The following is a 17712-nucleotide window of genomic DNA, read 5'->3' on the forward strand; positions in this document are numbered from 1 at the left end:
CCTCGGAGCCGCCATCACCTGCTACAAGAAACTCACCAAGTGAGACAAGCTCTTAGCGGTATTGCCCGCCGGCGAGGCATTCTTTTGATCTTTTGTTTTTCCCTGCCGCACCCAACAGCCCGGGCACCGGGGTTCACCGGGCGCTGCGCGCCCTGCTCGAGCGGCCCCTCCCCCGCCCCATCCCCTTGAGTGTTTAACGGTTGGCTCACCGCGTCAAGGGCGCCTGACGGCGTCGCTTCGCGATGGGCTCCGCCCACCCTTGACCCGGTGAGCCAACCGCTAAGGCAGCTGGGGATCGACGCGGGGGAGGAGCGGGGCGTGGGGCCGCTTCCGTTCCGTTGCTGGGTGCGGTGTGTGGGCGGTGTGGGTGTCAGAGTGTGCGGACTCTGGTTAGCCTTGCTTGCCAGTGATTCCGGGTTTCTTCTGGGGCGGCGAATTCGTCGAAGCGGTCTGGGGTTGGTGCGGTTCGCAGGACCGGTAGGTAACCGTCCACAGGGGACAGTTCCTCGCTGGTCACGTCGCCTGTGAGTAGGGATCTTGTGCCCAGGCCGCAGGCGAAGTCCAGTGTGGGCAGGGCGCCTGCCAGTGCCAGGCCTGCCGCGAGTCCGACGCTCGTCTCCACCGCCGACGAAACCACGCACGGCAGGCCGCACGCTTCCGCGACCTCCAGTGCTCGCCGCACACCGCCGAGTGGGGCTACCTTGATCACGGCCACGTCTGCGGCGTCGGCGACCGCTACCTTCAGTGGGTCCTCTGCTCGGCGGATCGACTCGTCCGCGGCGATTCGGACGTCTACGCGGCGGCGGACCGCCGCCAAGTCCTCAATGGACGGACAGGGCTGCTCGGCGTACTCCAGACCGCCCGCAGCCCGGTCAAGCTCCCTGATCGACTTTACCGCTGTGTCCACATCCCACGCCGTGTTCGCATCGATGCGGATCGCGCCGGGCGGGCCCAGTGCGTCACGCACCGCGGCGACCCGATCACAGTCGTCCGCCAGTGACGAGCGGGGATCGGCGACCTTCACCTTCGCCGTGCGGCAGCCCGACGCCGCGACCAGCTCGTACGCCCGCTCCGACGACACGACCGGCACCGTCGTGTTCACTTCGACGCGGTCCCGCACCGGCTCCGGCCAGCCCACCTCACTGGCCTCCACCGCCGCCGCGAGCCACGGGGCGCTTTCCGCGTCCGAGTAGTCGGCGAACGGGCAGAACTCGCCCCAGCCCGCCGGGCCGTGCAACAGTACGCCCTCCCGGACGGTGATGCCGCGGAACCGGTCGTGCAGGGGGATGGCGTAGACGGACTCCATCCCCCCATTGTCCCAGCCGGACCGCCGCCTAGCCCGCCAGTGCGGTGAGCGTCGCCGCCGCGAGGGCAGTGCGTTCGAGCATGCCCTGGACACTGATGTGCTCGTGCCGCGCGTGCGCACCGTCACCGACCGCGCCGAACCCGTCGAGCACCGGGACGCCCAGCGCGGACACGAAGTTCCCGTCGCTGGCACCGCCCACCGTGACCTCCTCCAGCTGGATCCCGAGCTCCCACGCGATGTCCCGCGCCCGCTCGTACAGCGCGACCGTGCTCGGCGTGCGCTCCATCACCGGGCGGTTCCACTCGCCCGACACCTCCAGCGTCGCGCGCGGGTCGTGCGGGCGCAGGTCGGCCAGCGCCCGGTCGATCCGCTCCGCCTCGTCCTGGCTCGCGACCCGCACGTCCAGCCGTGCGCTCGCCCGGCCCGCCGCGACGTTCGTGCCGGTCCCGCCCTCGATGATCCCGACGTTGACGCTCGTCCCGCGCGACAGGTCCGTCAGCCCGTGCAGGTACAGCACGGCGCGCGCGATCTCGTCGATCGCGCTGCAGCCCTTCTCCGGGTCCAGGCCCGCGTGCGCCTCGACGCCCGTCGCGTCGACGCGGAAGATGCCCACGCCCTTGCGGCCGGTCTTGATCGCACCCGCGGCACTCGCCTCGAACACCAGCGCGGCAGCGACCCCGCGCGCCTCCGACTCGATGACCGGACGTGACGCGAGGCTGCCGATCTCCTCGTCACCGTTGAGCAGCAACCGGATCGGGGGTCGCGGCAGGCCGAACGCGTCCAGCGCCCGCAGCGCCCACACGGCGTGGACGAGACCCGACTTCATGTCGAAGATGCCCGGCCCGGTGCCGCGATCACCGTCGATCCGGAACGGGATCTCGGCGAGAGTGCCCAGCGGCCACACCGTGTCGTAGTGGCACAGCAACAGGATCGGCTTCTCACCCGTGCCCGGGTAGTCACGCACCTCGATGTCGCCGTACGCACCGCCGTCGACCCGGTGGAGCCGCTCCGGCTCGCCGAGGCGTTCGTCGAGCCAGAAACCCAGCCACGCCAGTGTGGTGTTCAGGGACTCCTTGTCGCCACTGGGGGATTCCAGTTCCACGTACGTCCGCAGGTCGGCCAGCAGGTCGTCGCGGTGTCCGGAAACCCAGTCCAGCAACGCTTTCGGGTCGGTCACTTCAGTTCTCTCCCTTTCGTTTCCGGCATCGTGGCGTACACGAGCACGCCGATCAGCGCGGCGACCACGACGTAGACCCACACCAGGTCACGGTGGCCGGAGGTACTCATCCAGGTGGTGATGTAGGGCGCGGTGCCGCCGAAGATCGCGACGGCGAGCGCGTACGGCAGGGCAATGCCGGTGGTGCGGACCTCCGGCGGGAACTGCTCGGCCATCACCACGGCGCAGTTCGCGGAGTATCCGACGATGAGCACCAGCCCGACCAGCTCGACGACGAACACGTTCCAGAAACTGTTGTCCAGCAAGGACAACAGCGGCCACGCGAGCACGGCGAACCCGGCGGCGAACAGCAGCAGCGTCGGTTTGCGGCCCCACCGGTCCGACAGGAGCCCGCCGAACGGCAGCAGCACGAGGAAGAGGGCGAGCCCGATCGTGTTCGCCAGCAACGCGGTCTTGAGCGGGATACCGGTCGTCACGTGCGCGTAGGAGGGCAGGTAGCTCACCCACAGGTAGTAGGTGAGGGTGCCGGCGATGGTGATACCGGCGACCCGCAGCGCGGCACCCGGGTGCTCGAGCAGCATCGTCTTGAGCGGGTTGCGCCTGCGTTCCGGTGCGACCTGCTTGAACGACTCCGTCTCGGGCACGGAGACCCGCAACCACAACCCGACGAGACCCAGCAGACCGCCGACGGCGAAGGCCAAGCGCCAGCCCCAGCTCTGCAGCGCGGCACTGTCCAGTGTGGACGTAAGCACCGTGCCGAGCAACGACGCGATCAGCGTGCCCGCTCCGACCGAAACCTGCTGCCACGAACCGGCGAACGCCCGGCGTCCCGGCGCGGCCGACTCGACCAGGAACGCCGAGGACGTGCCGAATTCACCACCGGCCGAGAAACCCTGCACGAGCCGGGCGAGCAACAGCACCACCGGCGCGGCGAGGCCGATCTTCGAGTACCCCGGGCACACGGCGATGACCAGCGCGGCGCCCGCCATCAGCCCGATGGTGAGCGTCATCGCCTTCTTCCGGCCGTGGCGGTCGCCGTAACTGCCCAGCACGGCGGCACCGATCGGGCGCATGAAGAAGCCGACGGCGAACACCACCAGCGTCGACAACAGGGCGGCGGTTTCGTTGCCAGCGGGGAAGAACTGGCCGCTGAACACCGAGGCGAACGTCGAGTAGACGGCCCAGTCGACCCACTCCACGGCGTTGCCGATCGCCCCGGCGAACACCGCGCGCCGCTGTGCCGGGGTCATGCGGCGCGTGCTCGCGGGCGCCGCCTGGATCTCGGTCATGGTTCCCTTTCAGTCTTCGAAGGCGTGCAGCTCGCGGCTGAGCTGTTCACCGGCTTCGAGGCGGTCGCCGCCGCAGTAGCCGAGGACGCCGAGCGTGAGCGCGAGGGACAGGCTGGTCGCGGCCGTCATCGAGGGCAGGGCGCCGGGCGCCTTGCTCGACACGCGCAGCACGAGCTTCGCGAGGCCGGCCAGTGAGGGGTTGCCGTCGTCGGTGATCAGCAGGATCGGGACGTCCCGCTCGGCGAACAGGCGGCCGATGCGGGCGGTGCTGGAGCTGTAGCGGCGGAACGACAGCGCGACGAGGAGGTCGCCTGGTCCCAGGTCGAGGAGGGCTTCCGCCTCGTGCAGCGCCGAGGCGTGCAGCGGGCGAACGCGGTCGCGCACGCGGCCGAGGGAGTAGGCGAGCATCTCGGCAGGCGCCTGCGAGGCGCGCCCGCCGATGACCCAGACGTTGGCGGCGTCGGCGATCATGCGCGCGGCGCCGTCGAGGAGGTCCTCGGGCAGGCGGCGCAGGGCTTCGAGGTTCTGCAGCTCGCGCTCCCACAGGTGGGCGAAGCGGCCTTCGCCCTGCGTCGGCGGTGTCGGCGGGGCGAGGGCGGCGCGTAGTTCCAGGCGCACTTCGTCCTGCAGGCGGGGGTAGCCGTCGAGGCCGAGGCGCTGCGCGAAGCGGGTGATGCTGGCGGCGCTGACCCCGAGCCGTTCGGCGATCTCGGCGGCGCGCAGGAAGGGCAGCTCCTCCCGGTGTTCGAGGAGGTGCTCGGCGATGAGCCGGTCGGTCTTCGACAGGCTTCCCGCGTGGTCGCGGATCCGCTCGGCCAGCATGCCAGCTCCGTAAGATCGGTTGCAGTCACCTCGATGCTTGCAATCTAGATTCCAGTTGGCAAGGGGTCGGCGCGTTTCGGACTGGTAAACGCCGCGATGTTTCGTGCTTCGCGGCGGCGGGGTATGCGGTGCGGGAACGGATTTTTCAGAGGTCTTCGAGGACGGAAGGAGTGCGACCGTGGCGAACGAACTCGCCGGCAAGCGCGTCGCGTTCGTGGTGGCGCCGGAGGGCACCGAGCAGGTCGAGCTGACCGAGCCGTGGAAGGCGGTGCAGCAGGCAGGCGGGCAGCCGGAGCTGGTGTCCACCAAGAGCGGCGAGATCCAGGCCTTCAACCACCTCGACAAGGCGGACACCTTCCCGGTGGACAAGGTCGTGACCGACGTTTCGCCGGACGACTACGACGGGCTGGTGCTGCCCGGTGGGGTGGCGAACCCCGATTTCCTGCGCACGGACAAGAACGTGGTGCAGTTCGTGCACGGGTTCTTCGACCAGCAGAAGCCGGTGGCCGCGATCTGTCACGCGCCGTGGACGCTCATCGAGGCGGATGTGGTGCGCGGGCGGCGGATGACGTCGTGGCCGAGCCTGCAGACGGACCTGCGCAACGCCGGTGCTGAGTGGGTCGACGAGGAGGTCGTGGTCGACGGCGGTTTCGTGACCAGCCGGAAGCCCGACGACCTGCCGGCCTTCTGCGCGAAGATGGTCGAGGAGATCGCCGAGGGCAAGCACCGCGCCCAGGCGAAGAGCGCGTGATCGTTTCGAGGCCCGCGGCGATGGTTCCGCGATGACCAGTTGTGCGGTGATCGGTTGCGCGGTGACCGTTGTGCGGTCCGCTGGTTGACAGGGCGCCTCGGCGCAGTTTCGTTCGGGGTCTGTTCTCGGGTGCCCTGCCCCGGCGGTGGAGTGGCTGTCTCGCAGCCCGGCCCGCCTTGCGACTACGGGAGGTCGCGGGGGAGCCGGGCTGTCGGCTGTTCGGGGTCGGTTGCGCGGGGCGGCGCGGCGGTGGTTGGCGCGGCGCGGGAGGCCGCGGGTGGCGGGCGGCGGCGCGGACTGTGCGGTGCGCGAGCCTGGGGTGGCGGCGCGGCTGGTGCGGGATGCCTGGGTGCGGCGCGATAAGGCTTGGCTCGGGCCCGGTGCGGATGCCGTACACACCCCCGGTGTTCGGCCGCCAGCTACCGGCGCCGCTTCCCCGCGCTGCCGGTCATGAGCTCCGCCAGGGCGATCGCGTCCGTGGGGGCCTTCACCTTGGCGTCGTTGTCGAAATAGACGTATGCGTCGCGGGTGTCGCCTTGCCAGCGTCGGATCTTCTCCGCCCAGCGCTTGAGCGCCGCCTCGCTGTAGCCGCTCGTGTACAGCTCCTCGTCACCGTGGAGGCGGACGTAGACGAAGTCCGCCGTGACCTCCTCCAGCGTGATCCACGTGCCCGCGGAATCCGCCACCACGGACGCGATTCCGTTGGCGCGCAACAACTCCGGGAACTCCGGCGTCTGGAAGCTCGGATGCCGCACCTCCAGCGCGTACCGCAACGGACGATCCTCGCCCGGATCCGTGTGCGCTTCCCCCTTCAGCTTGTCGTCGTGCTTCTTCGCCAGCTCCGCCGCCTCGTGCGTGGTACGGGGCAGGAGCGCGAAGAACGCCGACAGCCTTTCCGCGTCGAACGCCAGCTGCGGCGGCAGCTGCCACAGGATCGGCCCCAGCTTGTGCCCCAGCGCCAGCACACCCGACGCGTAGAAGTTCGCCAACGGGACCTCGACGTCCAGCAGCCGCTTCATGTGCGTGAGGTACCGGCCGCCCTTCACGGCGAACACGAAGTCCTCCGGGGTCTGCTCGTACCACAGCCGGTGCCGCTCCGGCCGCTGCAACGAGTAGAACGACCCGTTGATCTCGGCCGAGTTCATCCGCCGCGAGAGGTACTCCAGCTCGCGTCGCTGCACGAGGCCCTTCGGGTAGAAGGTGCCGCGCCAGGGCGGGTACCGCCAGCCCGACGTGCCGATCCTCAGCTCGATCGCATCCTCCTCAGTCCCACGAGAACCGCCAGTGCCGCCGGTGCACCAGGCTCGCCGCGTACTCCCGCAGGTTCCCCGGCTGACCGGAAAAACTCCGCACCGAGAACGCCCTGTGCTCGGCCGCCACCACGACCGCGGGGCTCTGCAACCGGGGCGGCGCCGCCACCGCCAGCTCCAGCTCGTCGAACCCCAGCACGACCAGCGTCGCGCCGAAGCGGTCCTCCCAGCTGCGCAGCACCGCGGAGACCGCCGCCACCTGGTCGGTCGACTTGATCATGCCCGTCCAGCCCAGCGCCGCGGGGACGTCCGCGGGCCGCTCGACCGCCACCAGGCCCAGCCGGTACGTGCCGCGGCGCACGAGGATCGAGCCCGTGTTGCCCGCCTCGGCGTACGGATCCACCCGCAGCTGCGATTTCCGCGCCAGGCCGGGGAAACTCGCCCCGAACGGGCGCAGGCAGCCCGTGCCGCCCGCGCAGCAGAACGGATCCCACCAGCGCGACAACGTCTCCGCCACGTCCACCGCGTCGATCCGGTGCGTGGCCGGGGCGAGCCTGCCCCGATCGTCCACCCAGTCCTCCCCGTTCGCAGCGAACCGCTCGTCGTGCGGCACCAGCACCGGCCACAGGCCCGTGCGCTCGAACGCCGCGATGCAGTCGCGGAAGCGGCCGGGCTCGGTCAGCGGCTCGTCGGTCAGCCACAGCGGGCCGTGCCAGCGGCCGGCGGGCAGGTCCAGACCCGGCAGCGTGCCGGAGAAAGCGGTGGTCATCGGTACCCCTCGCGATAGGTTTCGCCAACGCGTCCGAACACTAGTTCGAGGGTACGACAGTTTTGGGCACCCGCCGACGGGCGTAGCCGAGCAACGCGAGCACCAGCAGCCAGCCCCCGGTGACGGCCGCCGAGATCGGCAGCAGGAGGAACAGCCGGTGCCACGACAGCAGCGCCGCGAGGCCGACGAGGAGGCAGAAACCCGTGGTCAGAGGCATGATCGACGGCTTGCGGGAGGCGGCTAGCAGCGGCAGCCCGCCGACCACGACGGCCGCCAGTCCGTACCACGCCTGCGCGTCCCCGCCGGAAAGCCACAGCGCGAACCACGCCAGCCCGGGCAGGGCGGCGAGCACGAACGTCACCCATAAGAGGTGTTTCGCCATCCGCTCGATCGTCTCGCGGTCCGAGTGCCGCGCGACGAGCCCCGCGCCGACCGCGAGCACCACGAGCCCGACGACGACCGCCACCAGCAACGCGGGCACGGCGCGCTGCAGGCCGTCCGAGCCGAAGAAGTGCGCACTGCCGAGCCCGCTGATCACCCCCGCCACGCACGCGGTGATCAACGCGGTCACGTACCGCGGCAGCAGTGCCGGCGTGGGGACGCGGTGCCGCAGTTGCTCGGTCACCTCGCCGGAGTTCCACGCGGGCCGGGAAATCATGCCTGTGCGCCGCTAGGTTGGACCCGTGCTCGTGCCCTACCACCAGGACCAGCGGCTGCCCGACGACGCGCTCCCGCTCGACGCGCCCCGGTTCGCGCCCGCGCTGCCCGACGGCGACCTGTGGGACCGCCTCGCCGCGCTGCACGACGGCGTGGCCGAGCAGGTGGCGGCCGCCATCCGGCGAGGCGAGCGGCCCACCATCGTTTCCGGCGACTGCCTCATCGCTCTGGGCGTGCTTGAAGGCGTGCGGCGGGCGGGGCTGGAGCCGTCCGTCGTGTGGTTCGACGCCCACGGTGACCTGCACACCCCCGCCAGCTCGACCTCCGGTTACGTGGGCGGGATGGCGCTCCGGTTCGCCATCGAGCCGCTGGCCGACGACCTCACGCCGCTCGTGGAGGAGCGGGTGACGCTCGTGGACGCGCGGGACCTCGACCCGGCCGAGGCCGAGTACCTCGCGACGTCGGCGGTCCGCCGGGTGCCGGTGGCCGACGTCGAAATCCCGGAGGGGCCCGTCCTCCTGCACGTGGACCTGGACGTCATCGACAGCGCAGAACTGCCGGGCCTGCTGTTCCCGGCGCCGGGCGGGCCGACTCGCAGCGCGGTGCTGACCGCGGTCCGGCGCCTGCTCGACAGCGGCCGGGTGGCCGCGCTGCACGTCGCCTGCCCGTGGGAACCCGGCCGTGACCAGGAGAACCGGCGGCGGTTGCTCTCGGAGCTGACGGGTCTACCGGGGCAGCCGTAGCCCCGCGATCAGCAGGTCCACCATGCGGCGGGCGTCGTAGCGCGGGTCTTCCCCGGCTCCGACGCACAGGTTGCCGACCGCTCGCAGCAGCCCGTAACCCTCGATCCCGGGCTGGATCTCGCCTGCCTCCACGGCGGCTTCGAGCAGCTGGGCGCACACGGGCACGAGGCGGTCGAGGAAGTACGCGTGCAGCGCCTCGAAGCGGGCGTTGTCGGACTGCAGTGCCGTCGCGAGCCCGTGCTTGGTGGTCAGGAAGTCGACGAACATCGCGATCCACCGGGTCAGCGCGGCGTGCGGGCTTTCGCTGCTCGCCAGCAGTTCCGGCCCGGCTTCGGCGCACGCGTCGACCTGGTGCCGGTACACGGCGATGACCAGGTCCGCCCTGGTCGGGAAGTGGCGGTAGATCGTGCCCATCCCGACGCCGGCCCTCGCGGCGATGTCCCGCACCGGCGCGTCCACCCCGGAGACGACGAACACGGCCGCGGCCGCCTCCAGCAGGGTCTGCTCGTTGCGGCGGGCGTCGGCCCGCTTCTTCGGGGACTTCGATCCAGTGCTCGCCACGGTCTTCCTCTCGTGCGTGGTTGCCAAGCGGAGCAATGTTCCGTATGTTAGACGGAGCAACGTTCCGCTTAACCCATTCTGCCAAAGGGGACCCTCCCATGCAGTACCGCACCCTGGGCCGCACCGGCGTCCAGGTCAGCACCCTCGTCCTCGGGGCGATGAACTTCGGCCCCATCGGGGGCACCACGCAGGACGAGGCCACCGCCATCGTCGACGCCGCGCTCGAAGCCGGCGTCAACCTCGTCGACACGGCCGACATGTACGGCACCGGCGTGTCCGAGGAGATGGTCGGCAGGGCCATCGCGGGCCGCCGTGACGACCTCGTGCTCGCCACGAAGGCGACCATGCCGATGGGCGACGAGCGCAACCACCGCGGCAGCTCCCGCCGCTGGCTGGTCACCGCGCTCGAAGACAGCCTCCGCAGGCTCGGCGTCGACCACGTCGACCTCTACCAGATGCACCGCTGGGACCCGCTCACCAGCGACGAGGAGACCCTGTCGGCACTGACCGACCTGCGGCGCGCGGGGAAGATCCGCTACTTCGGCTCCTCGACGTTCCCGGCGTACCGCATCGTCGAGGCCCAGTGGGCCGCGCGCGAGCACCACCTCGGCCGCTACGTCACCGAACAGCCGAGCTACTCCATCCTGCAGCGCGGCGTCGAAGCCCACGTCCTGCCCGTGACCGAGCAGTACGGCCTCGGTGTCCTCGTGTGGAGCCCGCTCGCTTCGGGCTGGCTGTCCGGCGCCGTGCGTGCGGGTCGCGAGATCACGACCAACCGCTCGAAGACGCTCCCGCGGCGCTTCGACACCAGCCTCCCCGCGAACCGCGCGCGGCTCGAAGCCGTCGAGCAGCTGGCGAAGGTCGCCGACGAGGCCGGCCTGACGATGATCCAGCTCGCGCTCGGTTTCGTGACCGCGCACCCGGCGGTGACGAGCGCGATCATCGGCCCGCGCACCGTGGAGCACGTGCGCTCCCAGCTCGCGGCCGCGGACACCGTGCTGCCCGCCGACGTGCTGGACGCGATCGACTCGATCGTCGCGCCCGGAGTCGACCTCGCGCCGGAGGAGAAGGTGGACACCCCGCCCGCGCTGCTCGACCCGGCGCTGCGGAGGCGGTGATGACCAGCTTCGGGCTCATGACCGCTCCGCAACAGGTGTCCTACGCCGACGTCGCCCGTGTCTGGCGGGAGGCGGACGGCATCCCGGAAATCGAGCACGCCTGGTTGTTCGACCACCTGATGCCCATCGGCGGCGACCCCGGCGGGCCGGTCCTCGAAGGCTGGACGCTGCTTTCCGCACTGGCGGCGCAGACCGAACGGCTGCGGCTCGGGCTGCTGGTGACCAGCAACCGGTTCCGGCCGCCGGCGATGCTGGCCAAGATCGCCGCGACCGTGGACGTCGTCTCCGGCGGGCGGCTCGACTTCGGCATCGGCGCGGGTTCGCGGCCCGACGTCCCGATGGCGCGCCGGGAGTACGAGGCACACGGCCTGCCGTTCCACGACTCCGCGCACGCCGTCGGCGCGCTCGCCGAGGCGTGCGCCGTCATCCGTCGCTTGTGGACGGACGACGAGCCGTTCGACTTCGACGGCGAGTACGTCCGGCTGAAGGGCGCGTACTGCAACCCCAAGCCCGTCGGCACACCACCGTTCGTCCTCGGTGGACGGTCGGCCGCGACGCTGCGGGTGGTCGCGCAGCATGCCGACGTGTGGAACTACCCGGGTGACGACCTGGAGGACGCGCTCGGCCGGAGCGCGCTGCTGGACCGCTTCTGCGCCGAAATCGGCCGCGACCCCGCGTCGATCGCGCGTTCCCTGGTGCTGCCGGTCTTCTACGACCGCCCGCAGGTGACCAGGGACGCGATCGCCGCGGCTGAGGACGCCGGGTTCCGGCACCTCGTCCTGGCCCTGCCCGCGCCGTATCCGGACGGCGTGGCGCGGTGGGTCGCGGACGAGATCCTCCCCGGGTGAGGTCGCGTCAGCTGTAGTCGCCGGAGAGGTAGGCGTCGGCGTCGCGGATCGTGTACGCGTAGCCCTGCTCGGCGAGGAAGCGCTGCCGGTGCGCGGCGTACTCCGCGTCGAGCGTGTCCCGCGCGACCACGGAGTAGAAGTGCGCCTGGCGGCCGTCGCCCTTGGGGCGCAACAACCTTCCGAGGCGCTGCGCCTCCTCCTGGCGTGAGCCGAACGTGCCCGACACCTGGATCGCGACCGAGGCCTCCGGCAGGTCGATCGAGAAGTTCGCGACCTTCGACACGACCAGCCGCTGGATCTCGCCGCGGCGGAACTTGTCGAACAGCTCCTCGCGCTCCTTGTTGCGTGTCGAGCCCTGGACGACCGGCGCGTCCAGCTCGGCGCCCAGCTCCTCCAGCTGCTCCAGGTACGCGCCGATCACCAGCGTCGGCTCGCCGGGGTGCTTGTCCAAAATGGACTTGATGACGGCGGTCTTGGTGTGCGCGGTGGAGGCGAGCTTGTACTTCTCGTCCGACTCCGCCGTCGCGTAGACCAGCCGCTCGTTGTCGGTGAGCGTCACGCGCACCTCGACGCACTCGGCGGGCGCGATCCAGCCCTGCGCCTCGATGTCCCGCCACGGGACGTCGTAGCGCTTCGGGCCGATCAGGGAGAACACGTCACCCTCACGGCCGTCCTCGCGCACCAGCGTCGCGGTGAGGCCGAGCCTGCGGCGGGACTGGAGGTCCGCCGTCATGCGGAACACCGGCGCGGGCAGCAGGTGCACCTCGTCGTAGATCACCAGGCCCCAGTCCCGCGTGTCGAACAGCTCCAGGTGCTTGTACTCGCCCTTCGTCTTGCGCGTGATCACCTGGTACGTCGCGATCGTGACCGGCCGGATCTCCTTCTTCTCCCCGGAGTACTCGCCGATTTCGTCCTCGGTCAGCGACGTGCGCGCGACCAGCTCGCGCTTCCACTGCCGCCCGGCGACCGTGTTGGTGACCAGGATCAGCGTCGTCGCCTGCGCCTGGGCCATCGCGGCCGCGCCGACCAGCGTCTTGCCCGCGCCACACGGCAGCACGACGACGCCGGAACCGCCCGCCCAGAACGCCTCGGCCGCGCCGCGCTGGTAGTCACGCAGCTGCCAGCCCTGCTCCTCCAGCGCGATGGGGTGCGCCTCACCGTCGACGTACCCTGCGAGGTCCTCGGCGGGCCAGCCGACCTTGAGCAGCGCCTGCTTGAGCCTGCCGCGCTCGGAGGGGTGCACGATGACGGTGTCGTCGTCGATGCGCGCGCCCAGCATCGGGCTGATCTTCTTGTTGCGCAGCACCTCCTCCAGCACCGCGCGGTCGGTGGTGACGAGCACGAGCCCGTGCACGGGGGAGTTGGTGATCTGCAGGCGCCCGAACCGGCCCATCGTGTCGACGATGTCGATCAGCAGCGGCTGCGGCACGGGGAAGCGCGAGTACGTGGTGAGCGCGTGCACCACCTGCTCCGCGTCGTGGCCCGCCGCGCGGGCGTTCCACAACGCGAGCGGCGTGATGCGGTACGTGTGCACGTGCTCGGGCGCCCGCTCCAGCTCCGCGAACGGCGCGATCGCTATCCGCGCGTCGTCCGCCTGCGCGTGGTCGACCTCGAGCAGCACGGTCTTGTCGGACTGGACGATCAGCGGGCCATCTGTCACGACATCCTTTATACGGCGTGCCCGAACCATCTGGTCAGCGCGGCGGTGACCGGCTCCTCACCGGCCCAGCACACGACACCGTCTGGGCGCAGCAGCACCGCGTCGTGGTCCCAGTCGGCCTTCGCGTGCACCACGTCGACACGGTCGGCCCAGCCCGCCGGCCAGTCCCGCTCGCCGAAGTCGAGCAGCAGCCCCCGGCCGGACCGCAGCAGTTCCGCGATCCGCGTCGGGCCCTGGTCGGTGACGAGGTCGAGGTCGGGGATGCGGCCCGGCGCGTCGAGGCCGGACATCATGCCCGCGAGGTAGCGGTTGGTGTCGGGCAGGCGGAGCAGGTCCGTGAAGATGTCCCGCAGCGCCACCACATCGGGTTCCGGTTTCGGGTTGGCGAACACGCGCTGTGCCGCCGTGTGGTGCAGCACGCGCGCGGCCGGTGGATGCCGTTCGTCCTGGTAGGTGTCGAGCAGGTCGACGCGGCCGGACAGCGTCGCGGCGAGCTTCCAGCCCAGGTTGATCGCATCCTGCACGCCCAGGTTGAGGCCCTGACCGCCCAGCGGCGGGTGGATGTGCGCGGCGTCCCCGGCGAACAGCACCCGCCCGTACCGGTACTGCTCCAACTGGCGCGTGGCGTCGCCGAAACGGGAGCTGGTGAGTACCTCGGCCAGCCGTGTTTCCTCGCCGTAGATGGCGGTCAGTGCCTCCTGCACCTCGCTCTCGGCCGTCTCGCCCTGGCGGCCGAAGGTGAACCGGTACTTCGAATCCCCGAGCGGCACGAGCATCCCCCAGTAACCGCCGCCTTCGCGGGTGAGCTTGCTGATGTGCCCGGCCTGCTCCGGCACCAGCGCGGACGCCGAGGACAGCCGGATGTCCGCGAGGACAGCCCGGTACGTGCCGGAGCGGCCGGGGAACGGCAGGTCGAGCAGGTGGCGAACGGTGCTGTGCGCGCCGTCGCAGGCCACGGCGTAGCGGGCGCGGAACGTCTCGCCGCCCGCGGTGACGGTGACCTCTTCGTCGTCCTGCTCGACGGCGGTGACCTCGCGTCCGCGCAGCACGGGCACGCCGGCGGCGCGCTCCAGTTCCTCCTCGACCACCCACTGGGGCACGGAGATCGGGGTCGGGTAGCGCGTCCGCCACGGGCTCGCGTCGAGCGGCACGGGGAGCAGCCCGAAGTGCCCGCCCTCGGTGTTGCGCGGCAGGGCGCGCGCCAGCAGCGGGCCGAGCAGCCCGCGGTGGTCGAGCAGCTCCGCCGTGCGGGCCTGGAGGGTGCCGCCCTTCATCTGCTCCAGGCGCTCGGGCAGCCGTTCGACCACCACCGTCTCGACGCCGGCCAGCCGCAGTTCGTACGCCAGCGCCAGCCCGGTCGGCCCGGCGCCCACGATCAGTACATCCATTTCACTCTCCTCAGTGCAAAAGTAGACTAAGTGCAAGATAGCACCGAGTGCTAGCCTGAGGGGCGTGAATTTGCGGGAGCGGAAGAAGGAACGGACGCGGAAGGCGATTTCGGACGCCGCGATCACCCTGTTCCTGCGGTCCGGGTTCGACCAGGTGTCGATCACGCAGGTCGCCGAGGCCGCGGAGGTCTCTCGCCGGACGTTGTTCGCCTACTTCCCGACCAAGGAGGACCTGGTCGTGCACCGGCTCGCCGACCACGAGTTCGAGAACGCCCGGGTCGTCCGCGCCCGGCGGGAGCCACCGGTGGCCGCGCTGCGGGCGCACTTCCTGGAAGGGCTCCGCGAGCGCGACCCGATCACCGGGCTGTCGGACAAACCCGAGGTGCTCGCCCTGTACCGGCTGATCAAGGAGACGCCGGCGTTGATGAACCGCATGGTCACGTTCCACGCCTCGGGCACGCGGGCGCTGGCGGATGCGCTGCGCGAGGTGGCGGACGTGCCGCCGCTGGTCGCGGACCTGGCGGCGGACCAGCTCAGCGGCGTGCGGTGGCGGCTCGCGCTGGACAACAACGCGCGGATCACGGCGGGCGCCAGCGCCGACGAGGCGTACCCGGAGGCCGTCGAAGCGGCGGAGCTGAGCTTCTCGCTCCTGCTGAACGGCCTCGGCAGCGCCGGACTGGGTTAGTCCGCGAAGGCCGCGCCGATGGCGTCGCCGATCTCGTTCAGCACGTCGCGCGAGACCTGGACGTCACGGGTGAAGGACAGGAAAGCGTGGGGCACGCCCTCGACCGGCCGGTGCGTTACCGGCACCCCGGACTCCCGGAGCGCGTCCGCGTACCGGATGCCCTGGTCGCGCAGCGGGTCCAGCTCGGCAGTGACGATGAACGCGGCCGGGAGCCCGGTGAGGTCCGGCGCGCGCAGCGGAGAGACGCGCGGGTCGGCGCCCTCGTCGGGGGTGTTGAGGTAGGCGCCCCAGAACCATTCGAGCCAGGGGCGCGTCAGCAGGGGGCCGTCGGCGTGGTCGTACATCGACGCGCTGTCGTCGAAACGGTCGGTCGCGGGATAGGCGAGGGCCTGGAAGGTGACGGCCGGTCCGCCGCGTCGCTTCGCTTCCTGCGCGGTGATGGCGGCGAGGTTGCCGCCCGCGCTCTCCCCGAACAGGGCGATCCGCTCGGGATCGGCGCCGAAGGTGCCCGCGTTCTCCCCGACCCACCGCAGCGCCGCGTAGGCGTCCTCGACGGCGGCCGGGAACCGGTGCTCCGGCGCCAGCCGGTAGCCGACGGAGACGACGACGGTTTTCGACCTTGTCGCGACGACCCTGGCGTAGTGGTCCTGGCTGTCGAGGTCGCCGAACACCCAGCCGCCGCCGTGGAAGAACACCGTCACCGGCGCGGCCGGGCCCGCGACCGTCTCGGGGGTGTAGATGCGGACCGGGACGTCGTGGTCGCCGTTGCGGAAGGTCGTGTCGCGCACCTCGCGGACCGGGACGACGTCTCCGGCGAACGAGGTGAACGCGAGCCCGGCGGCCCGGTTCTCCGCCACGGTGAGGGTGTTGGCCGCGGGGGTCGCGGGCAGGTCGTCGAGCACGGTCTGGATCTGGGGGTCGAGAGCCACGGGCTTCGCCTTTCCGGGTCGCTTGGAATGATCTCTCCAACCGTAGGAAGCGCGAGATTGGAAAGTCAATTCCAATCTTTGCTAGGCTGGCGGCATGGCGACGCGCAGTGTCGAGACCAGGGCCAAGGCGGCGAGCACCGAGGGTGGCCGTCGCACGCGAGACCGCATCCTGCGTGCCGCCGCCGAGCTGATGTTCAAGCAGGGCGTGGCCGGCACGAGCATCCCCGACGTGCAGCGCCGTGCCCAGGTGAGCGCCTCGCAGATCTACCACTACTTCGGGGACAAGAAGGGCCTCACGGCGGCGGTGATCGAGTACCAGAGCACCGTGAAGCTCGAACAGCAGCGGCCCCTGCTCGACCACCTCGACAGCGTCGAGGCGCTGCGTGAATGGTGCGAGCGCGCCGCCGTCCGCCTGGACGCGGTGCACTGCGAAGGGGGCTGCGAGATCGGTTCGCTCGCGAGCGAGCTGTCGGACATCGACCCCTCGGCCCGCCTCGGCCTGGCCACGGGGTTCGCCGCGTGGCAGGCGGCGATCGAAGCCGGGCTCGCCCGCATGCGCGAGCGCGGCGACCTCCCGGCGGACGAGGACGTCTCGGCGCTCGCGGTCGCGCTGCTGGCCGCGATCCAGGGCGGCATGCTGCTGTCCCAGGTGAACCGGGACGCCACCCCCTACCGCCGCGCGGTCAACGTGGTCATCGACCACATCGCGGACCGCGTCGCGGCAGCCCGGGCAGCGGGCTAGGGGTTTCCGTCCTTCGGCAGGAGGGACTGGACGTCGAGGCGGGCGTTGAGCAGCCCCATGCTGTGCATGAGGTCGGCGACGCGCTGGAGCCGGACACCGCTCAGCGACGTCGGGTACTGGCCGAGCGCGATCAGGGCCGCCGTCGTGTCGTCGATCCCCGCGAGGCGGGGCAGCGCCTGCCGCACGACGGACTGGTCGGCCGCCCGCTGCTGCGCGTCCGCGAGCACCTGCCGGAACACCGCGAGCGTGTGCACGTTGGCCTGCGCGAACAACCCGCTCGCCGCGTAGGCCGAGACGGGGAAGTCCTTCGTCGCGCCGCGTGACGAGTCGGCCAGCGTCCTGGCGCCGAGCTCCTGCTGCGCCTTGGTGATGTACGGCTCGGTCATCAGCGCCGCGTCCGCGGAGCCGTCCCGCAGTGCCGCCGGCATGTCCGGATAGGACCGTGGCACGAACTTGATCTTCGTCGGATCCCCGCCCGCGGTCGCGAACATCGAGCGGGCCGCCAGTGCCCCGAGGTCGTTCTCCTGGTCCACCGCGATCTTCGGGGTCTTCCGGCTCGACAGCTCGGTGTACGTCGAGCCCGGAAGTGTCACCAGGGCCATCGTGAACGGCGCCGACGTGTACGCCTCGCCCTGGAGCTGGATGGGGGTGCCGCGGGCCGCCGCCGCGAAGAGCGCGACGTCCGTGGCGAACGCCACATCCACCTTCCCCGCGGTCAGGTCACCCAGCGGATCCGCCGTCTCGACGAGCTCGACGTGCAGGCCGGCGCGGGTGAACGAACCGTCAGCGACCGCGATCCGCAGCGGGGCCGTGTCGATCGGGTTGCCCACGCCGACCCGCAGGTCCGCCCGTTCCAGCCGGCCCTGACCCCCCTGCGGCCCGGTCCCCGCCGAGGTGTCACACGCGGTGAGCAGGCCGAGGACGGCGACCAGCAAGATCGCTACTGTCCGCATGCGACCCCCCTGCCGGGCGAAGGAAAACATCGGTCGGAGGTGGAGCTTAGGATGCAGGCCCAAT

Annotated in this window: 18 protein-coding genes; 6 read left to right on the forward strand and 12 right to left on the reverse strand. The window is 71.0% G+C overall.

The window, feature by feature from the left end:
- Positions 1–370 precede the first annotated feature (370 nt).
- The 4 genes from ABFX51_RS01000 to ABFX51_RS01015 are packed head-to-tail and all read right to left on the reverse strand — an operon-like array spanning position 371 to position 4594.
- Positions 371–1306: an o-succinylbenzoate synthase gene (locus ABFX51_RS01000; RefSeq protein ID WP_346051470.1), complete on the reverse strand. Its 936-nt coding sequence runs from the start codon at positions 1304–1306 to the stop codon at positions 371–373.
- Between the two features lie 28 nt (positions 1307–1334).
- On the reverse strand, positions 1335–2483 hold the full coding sequence (locus ABFX51_RS01005; RefSeq protein WP_346051472.1) for a M20 family metallopeptidase: 1149 nt from the start codon (positions 2481–2483) through the stop codon (positions 1335–1337).
- On the reverse strand, positions 2480–3772 hold the full coding sequence (locus tag ABFX51_RS01010; protein ID WP_091514771.1) for an MFS transporter: 1293 nt from the start codon (positions 3770–3772) through the stop codon (positions 2480–2482). Before ABFX51_RS01010 ends, ABFX51_RS01005 begins: the two co-directional genes overlap by 4 nt.
- Before the next feature lie 9 nt (positions 3773–3781).
- Positions 3782–4594, reverse strand: coding sequence for a MurR/RpiR family transcriptional regulator (locus tag ABFX51_RS01015; protein ID WP_091514768.1), 813 nt, complete (start codon positions 4592–4594; stop codon positions 3782–3784).
- 178 nt (positions 4595–4772) lie between these two features.
- Between ABFX51_RS01015 and ABFX51_RS01020 the strand changes: the two genes are divergently transcribed.
- Positions 4773–5345 (forward strand): type 1 glutamine amidotransferase domain-containing protein, encoded by a 573-nt coding sequence (locus tag ABFX51_RS01020; RefSeq protein WP_091514767.1) that lies wholly within the window; start codon positions 4773–4775, stop codon positions 5343–5345.
- Between the two features lie 419 nt (positions 5346–5764).
- On the opposite strand, the gene ABFX51_RS01025 is transcribed toward ABFX51_RS01020, so the two are convergent.
- Genes ABFX51_RS01025 through ABFX51_RS01035 form a run of 3 tightly spaced genes read right to left on the reverse strand, consistent with a single transcriptional unit; the run spans position 5765 to position 8022 of the window.
- Complete coding sequence (locus ABFX51_RS01025; RefSeq protein ID WP_346051566.1) at positions 5765–6586, reverse strand: DUF72 domain-containing protein; 822 nt, start codon at positions 6584–6586, stop codon at positions 5765–5767.
- A gap of 22 nt (positions 6587–6608) precedes the next feature.
- Positions 6609–7364 (reverse strand): DUF4253 domain-containing protein, encoded by a 756-nt coding sequence (locus ABFX51_RS01030; protein ID WP_346051474.1) that lies wholly within the window; start codon positions 7362–7364, stop codon positions 6609–6611.
- Between the two features lie 40 nt (positions 7365–7404).
- Positions 7405–8022 (reverse strand): hypothetical protein, encoded by a 618-nt coding sequence (locus ABFX51_RS01035; RefSeq protein WP_346051476.1) that lies wholly within the window; start codon positions 8020–8022, stop codon positions 7405–7407.
- Between the two features lie 25 nt (positions 8023–8047).
- Here ABFX51_RS01035 and ABFX51_RS01040 point away from each other — a divergent pair, with 25 nt between their 5' ends.
- Positions 8048–8764: an arginase family protein gene (locus ABFX51_RS01040; RefSeq protein ID WP_346051478.1), complete on the forward strand. Its 717-nt coding sequence runs from the start codon at positions 8048–8050 to the stop codon at positions 8762–8764.
- Here ABFX51_RS01040 and ABFX51_RS01045 read toward each other — a convergent pair.
- Positions 8747–9325: a TetR/AcrR family transcriptional regulator gene (locus tag ABFX51_RS01045; protein ID WP_346051480.1), complete on the reverse strand. Its 579-nt coding sequence runs from the start codon at positions 9323–9325 to the stop codon at positions 8747–8749. The genes ABFX51_RS01040 and ABFX51_RS01045 overlap by 18 nt on opposite strands.
- A gap of 98 nt (positions 9326–9423) precedes the next feature.
- Here ABFX51_RS01045 and ABFX51_RS01050 point away from each other — a divergent pair, with 98 nt between their 5' ends.
- Positions 9424–10443, forward strand: coding sequence for an aldo/keto reductase (locus tag ABFX51_RS01050; RefSeq protein WP_091514754.1), 1020 nt, complete (start codon positions 9424–9426; stop codon positions 10441–10443).
- Entirely contained in the window at positions 10443–11291 is an 849-nt protein-coding gene (locus ABFX51_RS01055; RefSeq protein WP_346051482.1) for an LLM class flavin-dependent oxidoreductase, read from the forward strand. Before ABFX51_RS01050 ends, ABFX51_RS01055 begins: the two co-directional genes overlap by 1 nt.
- A 7-nt stretch (positions 11292–11298) precedes the next feature.
- Here ABFX51_RS01055 and ABFX51_RS01060 read toward each other — a convergent pair whose 3' ends face one another.
- Positions 11299–12951, reverse strand: a complete 1653-nt coding sequence (locus tag ABFX51_RS01060; RefSeq protein ID WP_091514749.1) for a DNA repair helicase XPB — start codon at positions 12949–12951, stop codon at positions 11299–11301.
- An 8-nt stretch (positions 12952–12959) separates the two neighbouring features.
- A complete protein-coding gene (locus ABFX51_RS01065) occupies positions 12960–14339 on the reverse strand; it encodes an FAD-dependent monooxygenase (RefSeq protein WP_346051484.1) in 1380 nt (459 codons plus the stop codon).
- Between the two features lie 64 nt (positions 14340–14403).
- Between ABFX51_RS01065 and ABFX51_RS01070 the strand changes: the two genes are divergently transcribed.
- Positions 14404–15024, forward strand: a complete 621-nt coding sequence (locus tag ABFX51_RS01070) for a TetR/AcrR family transcriptional regulator (protein WP_346051486.1) — start codon at positions 14404–14406, stop codon at positions 15022–15024.
- On the opposite strand, the gene ABFX51_RS01075 is transcribed toward ABFX51_RS01070, so the two are convergent.
- Positions 15021–15953, reverse strand: coding sequence for an alpha/beta hydrolase (locus ABFX51_RS01075; RefSeq protein WP_346051488.1), 933 nt, complete (start codon positions 15951–15953; stop codon positions 15021–15023). The genes ABFX51_RS01070 and ABFX51_RS01075 overlap by 4 nt on opposite strands.
- Before the next feature lie 94 nt (positions 15954–16047).
- Between ABFX51_RS01075 and ABFX51_RS01080 the strand changes: the two genes are divergently transcribed.
- The gene (locus ABFX51_RS01080; RefSeq protein ID WP_091514740.1) at positions 16048–16695 is read left to right on the forward strand and encodes a TetR/AcrR family transcriptional regulator; all 648 of its coding nucleotides are present in this window, start codon (positions 16048–16050) and stop codon (positions 16693–16695) included.
- On the opposite strand, the gene ABFX51_RS01085 is transcribed toward ABFX51_RS01080, so the two are convergent.
- A complete protein-coding gene (locus ABFX51_RS01085; RefSeq protein ID WP_346051490.1) occupies positions 16692–17648 on the reverse strand; it encodes an ABC transporter substrate-binding protein in 957 nt (318 codons plus the stop codon). The two genes, ABFX51_RS01080 and ABFX51_RS01085, sit on opposite strands and share 4 nt — an antisense overlap.
- Positions 17649–17712: the final 64 nt, after the last annotated feature.

Source organism: Amycolatopsis dongchuanensis (assembly GCF_039542405.1).
Classification (GTDB): Bacteria; Actinomycetota; Actinomycetes; order Mycobacteriales; family Pseudonocardiaceae; genus Amycolatopsis_E; species Amycolatopsis_E sacchari.

Excerpts from the sequence above, each read along its gene's own strand:
- ABFX51_RS01080 (WP_091514740.1), top strand. The coding sequence starts at position 16,048 with ATGGCGACGCGCAGTGTCGAGACCAGGGCCAAGGCGGCGAGCACCGAG.
- ABFX51_RS01015 (WP_091514768.1), bottom strand. The coding sequence starts at position 4,594 with ATGCTGGCCGAGCGGATCCGCGACCACGCGGGAAGCCTGTCGAAGACC.
- ABFX51_RS01055 (WP_346051482.1), top strand. The coding sequence starts at position 10,443 with ATGACCAGCTTCGGGCTCATGACCGCTCCGCAACAGGTGTCCTACGCC.
- ABFX51_RS01030 (WP_346051474.1), bottom strand. The coding sequence starts at position 7,364 with ATGACCACCGCTTTCTCCGGCACGCTGCCGGGTCTGGACCTGCCCGCC.
- ABFX51_RS01035 (WP_346051476.1), bottom strand. The coding sequence starts at position 8,022 with ATGATTTCCCGGCCCGCGTGGAACTCCGGCGAGGTGACCGAGCAACTG.
- ABFX51_RS01050 (WP_091514754.1), top strand. The coding sequence starts at position 9,424 with ATGCAGTACCGCACCCTGGGCCGCACCGGCGTCCAGGTCAGCACCCTC.
- ABFX51_RS01010 (WP_091514771.1), bottom strand. The coding sequence starts at position 3,772 with ATGACCGAGATCCAGGCGGCGCCCGCGAGCACGCGCCGCATGACCCCG.
- ABFX51_RS01000 (WP_346051470.1), bottom strand. The coding sequence starts at position 1,306 with ATGGAGTCCGTCTACGCCATCCCCCTGCACGACCGGTTCCGCGGCATC.
- ABFX51_RS01065 (WP_346051484.1), bottom strand. The coding sequence starts at position 14,339 with ATGGATGTACTGATCGTGGGCGCCGGGCCGACCGGGCTGGCGCTGGCG.
- ABFX51_RS01085 (WP_346051490.1), bottom strand. The coding sequence starts at position 17,648 with ATGCGGACAGTAGCGATCTTGCTGGTCGCCGTCCTCGGCCTGCTCACC.